12 protein-coding genes are annotated in these 14,704 nt (G+C 52.5%); 5 read left to right on the top strand and 7 right to left on the bottom strand.

The genetic code is table 11. The features are described from left to right. Positions 1–235: 235 nt before the first annotated feature. The 7 genes from HOV93_RS00060 to HOV93_RS00090 form a co-directional block, all read right to left on the bottom strand. Positions 236–1,930, bottom strand: a complete 1,695-nt coding sequence (locus HOV93_RS00060; protein ID WP_207394410.1) for an amidohydrolase — start codon at positions 1,928–1,930, stop codon at positions 236–238. A 256-nt stretch (positions 1,931–2,186) separates the two neighbouring features. After that, complete coding sequence (locus HOV93_RS00065) at positions 2,187–2,633, bottom strand: carboxypeptidase-like regulatory domain-containing protein (protein ID WP_207394411.1); 447 nt, start codon at positions 2,631–2,633, stop codon at positions 2,187–2,189. A gap of 134 nt (positions 2,634–2,767) precedes the next feature. Beyond that, positions 2,768–3,754 (bottom strand): DUF1559 domain-containing protein, encoded by a 987-nt coding sequence (locus HOV93_RS00070; RefSeq protein WP_207394412.1) that lies wholly within the window; start codon positions 3,752–3,754, stop codon positions 2,768–2,770. A gap of 247 nt (positions 3,755–4,001) precedes the next feature. Further along, positions 4,002–5,051, bottom strand: a complete 1,050-nt coding sequence (locus HOV93_RS00075) for a GlxA family transcriptional regulator (RefSeq protein WP_207394413.1) — start codon at positions 5,049–5,051, stop codon at positions 4,002–4,004. A gap of 59 nt (positions 5,052–5,110) precedes the next feature. Next, a complete protein-coding gene (locus tag HOV93_RS00080) occupies positions 5,111–5,875 on the bottom strand; it encodes an ABC transporter permease (protein ID WP_207394414.1) in 765 nt (254 codons plus the stop codon). A gap of 5 nt (positions 5,876–5,880) precedes the next feature. Beyond that, positions 5,881–6,894 (bottom strand): aliphatic sulfonate ABC transporter substrate-binding protein, encoded by a 1,014-nt coding sequence (locus HOV93_RS00085; protein WP_207394415.1) that lies wholly within the window; start codon positions 6,892–6,894, stop codon positions 5,881–5,883. 14 nt (positions 6,895–6,908) lie between these two features. After that, positions 6,909–7,730: an ABC transporter ATP-binding protein gene (locus HOV93_RS00090; RefSeq protein ID WP_449243528.1), complete on the bottom strand. Its 822-nt coding sequence runs from the start codon at positions 7,728–7,730 to the stop codon at positions 6,909–6,911. Between the two features lie 642 nt (positions 7,731–8,372). Here HOV93_RS00090 and HOV93_RS00095 point away from each other — a divergent pair. The 5 genes from HOV93_RS00095 (at position 8,373) to arsA (ending at position 14,607) form a co-directional block, all read left to right on the top strand. After that, positions 8,373–9,680 (top strand): aminotransferase class III-fold pyridoxal phosphate-dependent enzyme, encoded by a 1,308-nt coding sequence (locus HOV93_RS00095; RefSeq protein ID WP_207394417.1) that lies wholly within the window; start codon positions 8,373–8,375, stop codon positions 9,678–9,680. Between the two features lie 43 nt (positions 9,681–9,723). Continuing rightward, a complete protein-coding gene (locus tag HOV93_RS00100; protein ID WP_207394418.1) occupies positions 9,724–10,716 on the top strand; it encodes an aldo/keto reductase in 993 nt (330 codons plus the stop codon). A 349-nt stretch (positions 10,717–11,065) separates the two neighbouring features. Continuing rightward, entirely contained in the window at positions 11,066–11,401 is a 336-nt protein-coding gene (locus tag HOV93_RS00105) for an ArsR/SmtB family transcription factor (protein ID WP_207394420.1), read from the top strand. Between the two features lie 69 nt (positions 11,402–11,470). Further along, entirely contained in the window at positions 11,471–12,763 is a 1,293-nt protein-coding gene (gene arsD, locus HOV93_RS00110) for an arsenite efflux transporter metallochaperone ArsD (RefSeq protein ID WP_235989635.1), read from the top strand. A gap of 59 nt (positions 12,764–12,822) precedes the next feature. Further along, positions 12,823–14,607, top strand: a complete 1,785-nt coding sequence (arsA, locus tag HOV93_RS00120) for an arsenical pump-driving ATPase (protein WP_207394421.1) — start codon at positions 12,823–12,825, stop codon at positions 14,605–14,607. Positions 14,608–14,704 lie beyond the last annotated feature (97 nt).

Raw genomic sequence — 14,704 nt, forward strand, 5'->3', positions numbered from 1 at the left:
AACAGCTGAAAGCACCTATTATCTGGATCGAAAGGGGAAAGCCCTGAACCGTCTGCGTCCCAGATGCTGGCCACCACTCAATTGGCCACGGGCACGAAAGGCCGTAACGAGTTGATAACTTTTCCTATCTGACGCCCTAGATGAAGTTGACTTGGGTCACACACATCGTTGGCCGTGATCTTCGTATCGTGTATTCAGTAGAACACACTTGCCGGATCTCATCATAGACTACCCATCATGGCGTAGTCGCCGTTGTGGCAGAATAGACGGTCTTACCACCAACTACCGTTTGCAAAACGCGGACATCTCGAATTTGCTGCGGTTCTAGCGAAAGTGGATCCTGATCCACGATCACAAAGTCGGCAAGTTTTCCAGGAACAAGACTTCCCTTGATATCTTCCTCGAAGTTCTGCCATGCGGCATCAATGGTAACGGCTCGCAGCGCAGCACTGACTGGGATGCTTTCTTGAGAACCAAGTACCTTGCCGCCACTTGTTTCGCGATTGGCCGCTACCCAGACCAGTTGCAATGGATCGACTGGAGTTACCGGCGTGTCGTCATGTACCGTGAATGGGACCGATTTCTGTAAAGTCGTCGCAAGCGGGCTGATACGACTTCCTCGCTCGGGGCCCAAAAAGATGTCGCGATGCCGGTCTCCCCAGTAATAGACGTGCCCAACAAAGTAGGAAGGACTTACGCCGAGCTCATGCATTTTTTCGATCTGGTCTTCACGCATCATCTGAGCATGCTCGATGCGATGGCGTGCATCGGTTCGGGGGAATTCCTTCTGGGCTTGCTCGTAGGCGTAAAGTATGTCATCGATCGCCGCATCTCCGTTACCATGAGTGGCAATCTGAAACCCCGCCCGGTGCAATGTCTTCACTTTCTGAGTGAGTTCCTCTCGGCTACGAAATGGTAGGCCTCGATGTTCACCGGATCTGTAATAAGGTTCACGGAGATAACCCGTGTACCCTTGGATAGAGCCATCTTGCATTAATTTAATTGCCCCAGCTTTAAGAAGTGGGGAGTCTAGGTCTAATACTTCCGCACGGGCCTTCGCGTACGGCCCACCAGAGGTCATGGTCACAATGCGGAAGGAGAGGATGTCTTCTGCGATTGCACGCTTCAATAAACTAACTGAACGAGTTCCTCCATGAGCAATTACAGTAGTGGTTACGCCTTGACTAACGTACTGCTCAACAGCAGCCTTCACAGCTGCCAATTCATTTTCATCTGAATTGCGTGGAATGTGGCGTGTAATGAGCCCACCACACTCTTCTAGAACACCATTTGGATCCCCTGTTTCGGGATTTTTGCGAATGTGCGAGCCCTTGGAGACCTTAGTGTCTCGAGTAACCTTTGCAATCTCCAACGCCTTTGAGTTTGCCACGCCGAGATGACCCGATGTATGCCCAATCCAAATTGGATGAACCTTTGATACTTTGTCCAGATCATTTCGCGTAGGATGACGCTGTTCTTTCATCAGGGTGTCATCATATCCCCGCCCTCTAATCCAGGTTCCAGCGGGAACCTGAGAAGCTTGCTCTTTTAATACGGAAATCAATTCATCGATCGTTTGAATTTTGCCAATCGGAGGACTGCTTAAGTCGACTAGTGTTATGCCGACTCGGCCTGAACCAGGAAAGTGGTCGTGCGCTGCATACAAACCAGGCAAAATTGCCTTGTGCTGTAAATCGTGCATTTCCGTTGTTGCTGCTGATAGCTTTTGTATCTCCTCATTGGTTCCCACGGCGAGGATCTTGTTTCCACGGATCGCCATGGCCTGGGCGACATCGTCATCTTCGTCAAGCGTGATGACTGTTCCGTTGAAGTAGATGGCGTCTGCGATCTCTTGTGCCCATGAAATCGTTGAGGTCGAGTATAAGACCAGCCAGAAAAACGCCAGGGTTGTGTATTTCACGAAGGACATGCAGGCTCCTGCTCGGACTAAATTTTAGGGAGGGGAGTATTTATAAAACGTGGCACTCCAAAGTCGTTCTCGAAGTGCTTCCTAGATACCAAAGTACGCATACGATGTCGCTAAATGCGACTGAATCAGTTCTTTAGGAAGAGGTCGCATTGACCACCCAATATCGTCCTTCGCGTCTAAGGGATGTACCCCGTGTTCGACTTGCCTTGTTCCCTAAGGCATGGGCAACAACGATTTAACTTGGGCAATGGTTTGATCAGCCTGCATCAGGCACAGGAGTGGTGGACAATTCCAGATCAATCTGATTACTGCCGGGACTCACCTCATAGATCAGAAAATCATTCCCGTAGTAATGAATCGGAATGATTGACGTAGCCGTAGTCACTGGCTCTCTCGGCTCAACCTCCATGGGCGAGACTCGCACTTCATGTTCGCCCGTTTTGGCTCCTAGTTCCCGGGATGTATATCTCAACTGGTAATTGCCCGAAGCATCGGTGATTCCGTAGCTTTCTCGCCCGCCGGTACTAGGGGTGAACGTCACCACAACCTGAGGTACCGGTTCCCCGTCTAAGGAAACGGTACCTGACACGCTACCCAAGCCGTCTCCAGTACCGTAGCCGCAACCCGATATACAAAGGCAGACACAAATGATCAAAAACAAACGATTGAACATGGCGAAACCGAGAAGAGATTGAATAGTCATTTATCGAGTTCCATTGCAGCAAAGGCAAACAAAGGTAAATCAACCAAGGGAACGCCAAACATCTGTCCAAAATCCCCACTTCCAATTGATGCCTGCGAAGGCACGCAGGCAGTCATGTTGGATGTCTTTGATCTCTAGTATGCTCCGACAACATTTCCATCCGCTCGATCCGCGAGATCTTCCGATACTTCCCCGTCGATTGTCTCAGGAAGAAAGTGGACCGAACCATCTCCGAAGAGAAACTGTGCTCCGCCAGGATGGTGAGCACTAAATGCGTTTCGATAGGTGCCGTTAATCCGTCGAGCCGTCGTATTGGCAAGTGATTCGGAAAGCACGCGGACCACTTGATCGTTACCGTTCCAGCCGGTGCCGTCGTACATACCTATCCATGCGCCTGCCATCCGGTCGACTCCATCGCCCAGGTCGCCGTAGGTAACCTCACCGATGGCTAGTGTGTTAGATGTTCCATCAGTGATGTCGCGGAACTTGACCTTGCTTCCCGCACCAAAAAGCCCCGTTTCCGCATTGAAGCAATAGCCTCGCCACCAGCCACTGGGACAGTCGGAAGGTCCACCTGAAGTTGCACCCTCGTTAAACGATCCGAAGACTCCCTTGTAGTTGGAGCTCGATGGGACGTCGGCCGCGTCAAAGGCGTTCTTCTTGAACTTGGCATTTAAGTCGTCGATCGGAGACGAAGGACAGAGATACGCTGTTAGTTTCGCTTGCGAAAGTTCAACGAAATTAGGAATCGTGGCATGGTTTTCCAGTCGATTGAAAGATACCCCCAGAGCTTCGTGTAGCGCATCCTGTTCGATAAATGGCAGAATTAGCGAGCCCCAACCCCAACCTGGTTTGCCGTACCAACCTAAGGACGTTGTGTACGGGGCACGTATGGTCGCCGAAGGTAGCGAACCGTACACATCGTGATAGTTATGAAGTGCCAGCCCTATTTGCTTAAGGTTGTTGTTGCACTGCATACGGCGAGCCGCCTCGCGTGCTTGCTGCACGGCAGGCAGCAAAAGAGCAATCAAAACGCCAATAATGGCAATCACAACAAGTAACTCGACCAGCGTAAACGCCGCACGCGGCATCGTCGCACGATTTGGAGCAAATGACGACATCTTCCGGATCCTCTATAAATGTATGTTTGCGGAAAGAGGTTCGTAGGTGGCGTTGGGGCTGGCTCTACGAACAATGACAGCAAAAACGGGGAGCCATGTTGTCAATCGTTGTGTATGACCTAAATTCGACACACCTAGACTAAACCGCCGTGAACGATGCTTCTTGCGCAAAGAAGACTTATTTGTGCCTGATCAAGACATAGAACGACCATTTCAAAACAAAATGCGTCTGCTTGTGCCTGGCCAATTAGCTTGAGGCCTTCATGGCAGGGTACTGGCGTATGGCATTTCGAGTTCGGGTTTGCCGAGGAGAGACTCCGAACTTCTCTCGATACACGCGTGAGAAATGCGATTGCGATTGAAAACCACAAGCGAATGCCACTGCGTTGACACTCATCTCGCTATGTAAAACCATTTGATGAGCACGATCCAACCGCAGTTCCAGGTAGAATTGCCCCGGGCTGATCTGCAAATGCTCCTTGAAAAGACGCGATAACTGCCGTGGGGAGAGACAGACCGCGTCTGCAAGCTCTGCAGTACTTAGAGGTTCCTCGATTTCGGCCTCCATCAATTCAATCGACTTCACTAGCTTGTTATGGTGAATGTCCCACCGATCGGTCGTTCTCAGGCGTTGGCCTTCCGAGCCATTGCGGATTCTCTCGTGCATGAAATGTTCGGCGGCACGGATAGCAACATCCCTTCCGTACTCAGCCTCGACTGCGTGCAAGACCATATCGATGCCTGCGGTACCACCGGCACAGGTCACACGATTTCGATCAAACTCGAATAGATTGAGAGTTAATTCCGATTTGCGAAATCGCTCCCGAAACGCCGAGGCATTTTCCCAGTGGACCGTGACTCGGTAGCCATCCAGTAGGCCGCCCAACGCTAAAACCTGCTGCGCCGTGTCGAGCGCACCTAGCATACTGCCCTGACTGGAAAACCAGCGAAGCTTAGAAAACAGTTGACTCGTTCCAAAACGATTTGGAGCCGTCCCTCCGACCACGATGACCGTCCCCGGAGGATCGCTTAGATCGAAGAAGTTCTGCGAAACACAGATTTCGATTCCATTGGAATCTTTCGCTGAACCGCCCTCGAGCGACGTCAGGTTCCACTCATACTTGCGAGGAGCGTATCGGTTGGCGACACGGAGCGCTTCAACAACTGAAAACAGAGCGATCGACGTGAATTCGGGAAGCAATAAGAAGGTGATGGGATTGGGTAGCGTATAGGGCGTTTCATCCGTCCGACTTGCTTTGCCGAGCCGCTCACGCTGAACATTTTGAGAATCGATCACCAGATTTAACTCCGCGAAAGGCCTAAGCAGTCAACGCGGTGCGATTGGCGTCGAAATTGTCAGCCGGTGGCCCCCTCAAAAGGTTGTTTCCACCGAACGAGCCGCGTTTCAATCTGCCGCAGAGCTAAATCCATCAAAGTGCCCAGCAAACCGATCGTTAACATCCCGACGATGACAACATCCGCATGGAATGTCTGTCGGGCATCTACGATTAGGTAGCCGACACCTGATTCGGCGGCAATTAGTTCTGCAGCGACAACACATGTCCATGCAAATCCAATACCAATTCTCAACCCCGTGAGGATTGACGGCAGTGCCCCGGGCACAATCACCCTTGTGAAAAACTTCCACCAACGGATCTCGTGGACACGTGATAACTCGATAAACTGCTTGTCCGTTTGGCGGATCCCTGCGATCACGTTGACCAGAATAGGGAAGAATGCGCCCAGAAAAATAATGAACACTTTCGAGACCTCTCCGATCCCAAACCACAAGACAGCCAAAGGAAACCAACCGATTGGTGGAATAGGTTTAAGGGTTTGCAGCAGCCAGTCACAAGTTCGATCGAACCTGGACCAGAGCCCGATCGCCGACCCCAGAACAATTCCGCAGAGTGCCGCGAGCAAGAACCCTTCAAAAACGCGCAGCAGACTGACTGCGACGTGCTTAAAGATTTCGCCAGTGCTGACGAGGTTCACAGCGCTGTTGGCGACAGCCCATGGCGAAGGAAGTAACAAGGGAGTAACCGCACCAGCGCTGGACATACCTTGCCAAATCAGGATAACGGCGACCGGCAACCAGATTCTCCAAGCAATATTCGCCATCGTCGTTATTTAACCTTTAAAGTGGCATCGGGTTGGAACTGAAAATCGATGAATTCGGCGACATCGATCGTACGTCGATTCACCCCGAGCTCGTGTAAGAATTTCTGGGTCGCATCAAACTCCGCAAGAGTCGCGTCGTCGAGAGGAGTAATGTACTTGATCTTCTGAAAAGCAGTTACAAGTTGCTCGGGTTGCAGGTCGACATCCGTAGCAATGAGCTTTGCGGCGTCTTCGGGGTTTTCTCGCAAGTAGTCATGCCCCTTACGAAAGACTTCCAGAATCTTTTGCACTACGTTTGGCGATTGCTGGGCTAAATCCCGAGTGACCACAATGACTTCATTGCCCGACTTCAAGTTGGTGCCATCGAGCAGGATCTTTGCTGAACCGCTAGACAGAATCTGTGTAATGTAAGGTTCCCAGGTCACACCTGCGTCGATATTTCCGGTTTGCAGGCTGGTGTTGATTTCAGGACCAGACATGTTGATGAAACGAACATCGTCAAGTGAAAGTCCTTCCTTCTGCAGTGCGAGGGCCAAAAGATGATGACAAAAAGACCCCTTAGTCGCAGCGATCTTTTTTCCTTTTAAATCCGCGACGCCTTTGACCTGTGAATCGGCAGGGATCAGTATTGCCAGGCTTTCGGGGCTGGTGGCAGCTAAGGCCACAACCTCTATATCTAGGCCTGCAGAACGTCCGATGATCGCTGGAGTATCGGCCGTGAGCGCCACGTCGATCATACCGGCAGCAAAAGCCTCGTTCTGAAGTGGACCATCCCGCATCGTCGACCACTCTACGCTACCCAGTCCGGCTTCATGAAGGGCTTCCCGCAGCCAACCTTTGCGTTTCGCGATCCAGAGAGGGGCATACGAAGGAATCGGCTGCAAACAGACCCGTACGACGTGGTCTTCAGGGGAAGTGCTCGCCGCAGACGAACATCCGGCAGCGAGCACAATCGCCGTCAAACTAGCGAGAAATACGCTTTGTATTTTCTGTATAGAGCACTTGAAAGAATAGCTCATGACGTCTCATCTTATTATTTGACCAGGTACTCGGAAACTTCTTCTTGCTCCGTTGCGATAGGCGTCGCTAACGCCGATTGATCCGAGGGTTCCGGCGTCTTCGAGCTTGGCCGGAAAATAGAATCCCACAACTGTTGCCGCAGCTGATCGAAGCCACGATCACCCCGACTTCGGGGCCGCGGCAATTCAACCTGAACCAGTTCTCTTACTTCGCCGGGACGGTTCCCAATCACAGCGATTCGATCTGCCAGAAAGATGGCTTCGTCGATGTCGTGTGTCACCAGGACCATCGTGGTCTTCTCGGCCTTCCAAATGCGAAGTATTTCGTGTTGCATCTGCTGTCGCGTTAATGCATCAAGCGCCCCCAGGGGCTCGTCCAGTAAAAGAACTTCGGGGCAATTGACTAGGGCCCGTGCCAAACCGACCCGCTGGGCCATTCCACCGGACAACTGCCGTGGATAGGCGTTCTCGAATCCGCAAAGCCCTACGAGCTGGATGTGCTCTGCGACAATTGCCTTGCGGTTCTGTTTAATCGATTCGCGGAGTCCAAAATCAATATTTTGCTGGACAGTCAGCCAAGGCAGGAGGCGATGCTCTTGAAACACCATTCCGCGATCTAAGCCTGGTCCAGATATCGTATGACCTCCTACCGAGATGTTTCCTGCGGTCGGCTGCTCTAGGCCAGCGATCATTTTCAGCAGGGTGCTCTTGCCACACCCGCTGCCACCCACGAAGCAGAAGAATTCTCCTGGCTCAATGCGCAAGCTGATTCCTCGTAGCACATCAACCTTCTCTTGGCCGACCAGAAAGCTCTTGCTGCAGTTGTCGATCTCCACGCCATTACCGCCCCAAGAGGCTCGGTCGGATGGAGAATCAGGCTGCGGAATTTGCTCTGGGACAACTTGTTGATTCCCTCGCAACGCGCGGGCTAACCTCGATACGATCTGTCTGGCCGAAATAGCGATCGTTCCACCTAGATGGCTGTTATGAAATCTTCGCGTGAAGGGGGCATATTCACGAAAAAGTCCATAGGTAAGGATCTTATCTGAACGACGTGCGATGATGGAACAAGGCCAACCTAGCTAAGAAAGCTGCTGCCTGTTTGCCTGACAGGGACGTTTATTTGCCAGTCATGAACATAGTACTTGTAGCGTAGCAGCGGCTCCAAGCCTCTTTAAAGAATTATGTCGACTTCGGTTCATTTGACTCGGATTGCAGGCCCCCATGAGGACTAATCGGCAAACGAAGTTGCTTAACAATCAAGCAGATCTTGCAACCAATTTGCGCGAATGAAAGTCGCGATGCCGCGGAAACCACTTCCTGGATGGTTGCCTTCTGCTATTTCGCCGTCGCCGATAGGCATAAAACAGTCAACCTCGGTCAAGAGGGATAATCGGGTGCCATCTAACCTGGATATCCGCCAGAGAGGAACACTTGGGCTGCCAATGCAAGGTGAAAGCCAGAAGAAGGAGGCAAACATGTCGCTAGACATAGATATGAGCAATTATTGGATGCCGTTCACCGCGAACCGAGCATTCAAGGAGTCGCCGAGGATGATCACCTCGGCTCAGGGTATCAACCTGTTTGACCCTTCGGGCCGCCGCATATTGGATGGTTCGTCAGGTCTGTTCTGTGTGCCGGCGGGACATTGTCGCCCCGAGATTGCCACAGCGGTCGGCGAGCAGTTGCGCAAGCTAGATTACACGACCCCCTTTCAGTTCTCGCATCCTGGCGGTTTCGAACTGGCAAATAAAATCGCATCATTGACACCACCGGGACTCGATCGCATCTTTTTCGCGAACTCTGGCTCTGAGTCGGTCGATACGGCCTTGAAGATCGCGTTCGCCTATCATCGAGCCAATGGCCAACCGTCGCGTTACCGAGTTGTCACCCGCGACTTGGCGTATCACGGAGTGAACTTCGGGGGGCTCTCGGTGGGTGGCATGATGAAGAACCGAGAGGGATACGGTTCACTTCTTCCTGGTGTGGTCCACATGCGGCATACCCAAACGGTCAAGAATTCGTTCACACAAGGACAACCCGAAACGGGTGCCGACCTGGCAGATGACTTACTGCATGCCATAAATCTCTACGGAGCGGATTCGATCGCTGCTGTCGTCGTCGAGCCGATCGTGGGGTCGGTCGGGATTCTCGTTCCCCCTAAAGGATATCTACAGAGGCTGCGGCAAATTGCCAACCAGCACGGTATTTTGCTTATCTTCGATGAAGTCATCACGGGATTCGGCCGAACGGGTACACCCTTCGCGGCAGAAACCTTCGATGTCCGGCCTGACTTAATGACCATGGCCAAGGCACTCACCAATGGCTCGATGCCCATGGGAGCTGTCGCGGCCTCGACAGAAATCTACGACACCATAACGAATGCCGCAGCAGAGAACGCGATTGAGTTCTTTCATGGCTATACCTACTCTGCCCATCCGGTCGCGACGGCCGCAGCACTTGCAACGTTACGAATCTTCGAGCAAGAAGGATTGTATGAGCGTGCGGCGGAACTTGTGGCGCCTTTCCAGCATGCCGTGTCGGAACTTCGATCGCTTTCGTTAGTCACCGACATCCGGGGCTATGGCTTGCTCGCGGGAATCGACCTCGCGACAGACGAACGAATGGGACAGCGAGGCTATGCCGTGCTGAGAAAACTATTCGAGGCTGGTCTGATGGTCCGTGTTACCAACGACACCATCATCATGGCTCCCCCATTCGTATCCGAGGTGGCCGAAGTCGAACAGATGGTAGATATCGTCAAAGCAGTCGTCACGCAATTGTAAATTGTCGACATCATCCGCAATGATCATAAACACAGGATAGATAATGAAATTCAAACACATTGGTGAAGAACGAGTTCCCGTATCGACAGTGGCACTGGGGTGCATGGGAATGACCGACCTCTACGGAGTGCGGGATGACAAGGAGTCGATAGCGACGATTCATGCGGCCCTGGACGCCGGTGTAAATTTCCTGGATACGGCGGACATGTATGGTCCACACTCGAACGAACAGTTGATAGGCGAGGCGATTCGGACACGCCGTGAAGATGCCTTCATTGCGACCAAATTTGGCATCGTGCGAGACCCGAACGATCCACAAAAGCGAGGAATTTGTGGCCGGCCAGACTACGTTAGGCAGAGCTGCGAAGGTTCGCTTAAGCGATTGGGAATCGACACCATCGATCTTTACTATCAACATCGCATCGACCTGAACGTTCCCGTCGAAGAAACGGTGGGAGCAATGAAGGAGTTGGTGACCGCAGGAAAGGTCCGATTTCTAGGACTCTCAGAAGCCTCCGTCGAAACAATCAAGCGGGCTCAAACTGTACATCCAATTGCATCGCTTCAGACCGAATATTCGATCTGGAGTCGAGACGCAGAAGATGCCGGTGTCATCGAACATTGCCGGACAAGCAATATCTTGTTCGCCTCGTGCAGTCCCCTGGGGCGTGGATTTCTCACTGGCCAGGTGACCAAATTCGAAGATCTGGCTGAGGACGACTATCGTCGTCATTCGCCACGTTTCCAGGGAGAGAATTTCAAAAAGAATCTGGAGGTATTGGATCGTCTTCGCGAGATCGCAAACCAGCGAGGAATGACGCCCGCCCAATTTGCCCTGGCTTGGCTCATGAAGAAAGAAGACCATATGATTCCGCTCTTTGGCACTAAGAAGGTGAAGTATCTGGAAGAGAATTTACGCTCCCTTGACTTCACTCTGACAACAGAGGATATGCAGCAGATTGAAGAGGTCGCCCCTGAGAGCGCCTTCGCAGGGACTCGCTATACCCAGGAATTGATGAAGCTTGTCAATGCTTGAGTCTGCTCCATAAGCTAACTCTCCCAAGGCTCACCTTCGCGTGAGACGCCATAAAGCAACACTTAGCAACGGTGTTTACAATGACGGTTCTGCGCCCTGGGATGTCCACCACAGCTCGAGTAGCCCATGTCCGCTGACCCGCTAAATCGCATGGGTGGCAAGCGGCAGATACTCGAGCCTCATTTTGCTTTCTGCTAATTTTGAGTGAAGAGCGCTGATTCGTTGAGTTTTTGGCCGCTTGCCGCAATCTGGTCTTTCAGAATTGACAGAATACCTGCAGAAGCGTATCGTTAATCGACGATAGGCAATTTAGCTTAGATTGGTGAATCAATCTCAGAGGCGTTAAAAAATGGTCCAAACCAAGCCAGAAGCTCAAGAGTGTTGCACCACCGGCGAAAAATTATCGCTGCCGGATGTCGCATGGGCAGAAGACATAGCCAAGCTGACCTGGGCTCTGGCGCATCCGGCTCGAGTACGAATTGTGCGATTACTGCTAAACCGAACTTCGTGCATGTGCGGCGAGATCGTTGAAGAAATGCCACTGGCTCAATCAACGGTTTCTCAACACCTAAAGATCCTCAAGGAAACCGGCTTGGTGCAGGGCGAAATTGATGGCCCGCGCGTTTGCTATTGCATCAACATGGAAGCGATGGCCAAGTTGAAGAATCTAGTCGCAGAACTGTAAACGAACCAATTTTTTTACCTGCACCCATCGTCTCCCGGCGATAGGCGATAATAAGTGAAGGAGTTCACAATGAGCGAGCGAAAGATTATCGACGACGTACGAGACCAGTACGCAGGCGTGGCCCGAGGCGGCCTATCGAACGAGTCGAATTCGATTCGGTCGATCGCTTCTGCTTTTGGATATTCCGAGGATGAACTGAACCAGCTGCCGTCTGAAGCCAACATGGGACTGTCCTGCGGCAACCCCTTGGCACTGGCTGGCATTCGCGAAGGCGAAGTCGTTGTGGACCTCGGATGCGGAGGTGGCATGGATGTGTTTCTGGCGGCTCGCAAAGTGGGAACGTCAGGCCGTGTCATTGGCATCGACATGACAGCCGAGATGCTCGAGCGTGCCCGGGCCGGCCAAGAGAAACTTGGACTAACGAATGTCGAATTCCACCAATCTACCATCGATCGATTGCCGCTGCCTGACAATTCCGTCGACTGCGTGATTAGCAATTGCGTGATCAATCTGGTGCCTGACAAGCTGGCCGTCTTCCATGAGATCCAGCGAGTGCTCAAGCCTGGTGGCCGCGTGGCACTGAGCGATATTGCGCTTAAGCAAGAACTGCCAAACGAAGTAAAGCAAAGTGTCGAAGCCTATATCGGTTGCATCTCAGGTGCAATTCTCATCGATGAGTATCGCAGCTTATTGCAGCAAGCGGGCTTTGCCTCCGTGGCAGTGACGGATACAGGCGTAGATCTAAATGCGTATGCAATGGCGAGTGACGGCGAATGCTGCGGCGAGGTTTCGTGTTGTTCCGATGCAGGCGGATCGACTGGCGATACCGAGCAAAAGTCATTACATGATGGACTCGCTTCCGTCATGCGATCGTTCGATGCCAATGCGTATGCCGCGAGCGTACGAGTGCACGCCCTAAAGCAGTCCTCGACGCATGAGTCGAACCCCCTTCCCGTTTTAAATCTTCAACCAGTTACAGAGGAGAAAGCCATGAAGTCTGTTCAAGTCTATGACAAACCGATGTGCTGCTCGAGCGGCGTCTGTGGTCCAGATGTTGACCCAGTATTACCAAAGTTCGCTGCGGATTTGGACTGGATCAAAAACCAAGGCCACAACGTTGAGCGATACAACTTGGCTCAGCAGCCACAAGCCTTCATCGAGAACAAGGCGATTCACCAATTGTTGAGTACCTCTGGAACGGACTGCCTGCCAGTTGTGGTCATCGATGGAGAGATCGTCAGTCAAACCACTTATCCATCGCGTGAAGACCTTGCCGGCTGGGTCGCAGGTTCACCTGCCAAACAACTTTTACCGGTTGCCAAACCAGACGGTGGATGCTGCGGAAATAGCGGTTGCTGTTAGGGACAACAAAGCGATGGCGATACGCTGGCAACAGATAATCAACACAAGGAACGTGACTCATGAAATTTCTAGATCATCCAACCCGGAACTTGTTCTTCACCGGTAAAGGTGGCGTCGGAAAAACTTCGGTGGCATGTGCGACCGCGGTAAAACTTGCAGATACAAACAAGAGAGTATTGCTAGTTTCCACCGACCCCGCGTCAAACCTCGATGAAGTTCTGGGCATCACTCTAGGTAACCATCCCACAGCGATCCCAGAGGCACCGACGCTGTTCGCGATGAACCTTGATCCGGAGAAATCAGCAGCCGAGTATCGCGAACGCATGGTTGGGCCTTATCGTGGGGTTCTCCCCGAGGCCGCCGTCGCCAGCATGGAGGAACAATTCTCCGGTTCTTGCACGCTTGAGATCGCGGCCTTCGATGAGTTCTCACGGTTGCTCGGCGATCCGTCGGCCACGGCTGAGTTCGACCATGTGATCTTTGATACGGCTCCGACCGGCCACACGTTAAGATTGCTGACGCTACCATCGGCCTGGGATGGCTTCATGGAGCAGAACACAACCGGCACGAGTTGCCTTGGGCCGCTGGCCGGTCTGCAGGCTCAGCAGAAGCTTTACCAAGAGTCGGTTAAGGCGCTCAGCGACACCGCTGTAACCACACTCGTGCTGGTCGCTCGTGCCGAGCCCAGTGCCTTACGAGAAGCGGCACGAACCAGCGAGGAACTGGCTGAGTTGGATGTCCGGAATCAACATCTCGTAGTCAACGGGGTTTTCCAGGCAATCGACTCGAGCGACTCGTATGCCGTCGCATTACAACATCGAGGGACGACAGCACTTGACGCGATGCCTGAGCAGCTGAAGACGTTTCCTCATACCATCGTGCCGCTCAGCCCAAATGGCATCATGGGGATCGATTCGCTCCGTCGTCTCGGTACAGCCGATGCCCCTTCCGCTACTAGTTTAAGCGACGAAGATAATAACAATAGGCTTGAAGAACTTCCGCCGCTATCCGACTTAATCGATGACCTGGTTGCCCCAGGGCATGGGGTAATCTTGGCGATGGGCAAAGGAGGCGTTGGCAAAACGACTGTTGCCGCAGCGGTCGCAGTAGCGATTGCCGAACGAGGCTACGAAGTCCATTTGTCCACAACCGATCCTGCGGCACATATCGCTGCAGCGATGAACGACGAACGCTTGCCAAACTTGTCGGTCAGTCGTATTGATCCGGCTGAGGAAACCGCCAAATACTCGGCAGAAGTTTTAGGCAAAGCAGGAGCAAACCTCGACGAACAAGGCAAGGCACTTCTGGAAGAAGACCTGCGTTCGCCATGCACGGAAGAGATTGCGGTGTTCCGAGCATTTGCCGATGCCGTTTCTGCTGGCACCAACAAATTTGTTGTTCTCGATACAGCTCCCACGGGGCACACGGTATTGTTACTTGATTCGGCTCTTGCTTATCACCGCGAAGTGACTCGACAGTCGAGCGAAATGCCCGAAGCAGTCACGAACCTGCTACCACGACTCCGCGATCCAAACTTCACGCGAGTACTGATTGTCACGCTTCCAGAAGCGACTCCGGTGCATGAAGCGGCTACGTTACAGCGAGACCTGCGACGCGCCGAGATTGAGCCTTACGCCTGGGTGATCAACCAAGTGCTCAGCCCTCTGCCGATCACCGATCCGCTGATGAAACAGCGTCGATCGTACGAGCAGAAGTACTTGCGAGAAGTGTCAGAAACGCAGGCCAGTCGTGTCGCAATTATCCCTTGGCAGCTCGAGCCACCAACCGGCCTTCAAGGACTAAGCCGGTTGACACATTCGGACCTAAGCATCTTAAAATCCTAAAGCGGCTCCACCATAGCCAAAGTCTAAGTCCTAGGTACCGGCTGGTGGAATGCAACGAAGGTCGTGCTGGTGAGGAATTCCAGCACGACTACAAACT

Source organism: Bremerella alba, from assembly GCF_013618625.1.
Lineage (GTDB): Bacteria > Planctomycetota > Planctomycetia > Pirellulales > Pirellulaceae > Bremerella > Bremerella alba.

Bases quoted from the DNA above. Each gene is read 5' to 3' on its own strand.
- HOV93_RS00080 (WP_207394414.1), bottom strand. From the start codon at position 5,875: ATGGCGAATATTGCTTGGAGAATCTGGTTGCCGGTCGCCGTTATCCTG.
- HOV93_RS00060 (WP_207394410.1), bottom strand. From the start codon at position 1,930: ATGTCCTTCGTGAAATACACAACCCTGGCGTTTTTCTGGCTGGTCTTA.
- HOV93_RS00100 (WP_207394418.1), top strand. From the start codon at position 9,724: ATGAAATTCAAACACATTGGTGAAGAACGAGTTCCCGTATCGACAGTG.
- arsA (WP_207394421.1), top strand. From the start codon at position 12,823: ATGAAATTTCTAGATCATCCAACCCGGAACTTGTTCTTCACCGGTAAA.
- HOV93_RS00070 (WP_207394412.1), bottom strand. From the start codon at position 3,754: ATGTCGTCATTTGCTCCAAATCGTGCGACGATGCCGCGTGCGGCGTTT.
- HOV93_RS00105 (WP_207394420.1), top strand. From the start codon at position 11,066: ATGGTCCAAACCAAGCCAGAAGCTCAAGAGTGTTGCACCACCGGCGAA.
- HOV93_RS00085 (WP_207394415.1), bottom strand. From the start codon at position 6,894: ATGAGCTATTCTTTCAAGTGCTCTATACAGAAAATACAAAGCGTATTT.
- HOV93_RS00095 (WP_207394417.1), top strand. From the start codon at position 8,373: ATGTCGCTAGACATAGATATGAGCAATTATTGGATGCCGTTCACCGCG.
- HOV93_RS00065 (WP_207394411.1), bottom strand. From the start codon at position 2,633: ATGACTATTCAATCTCTTCTCGGTTTCGCCATGTTCAATCGTTTGTTT.
- arsD (WP_235989635.1), top strand. From the start codon at position 11,471: ATGAGCGAGCGAAAGATTATCGACGACGTACGAGACCAGTACGCAGGC.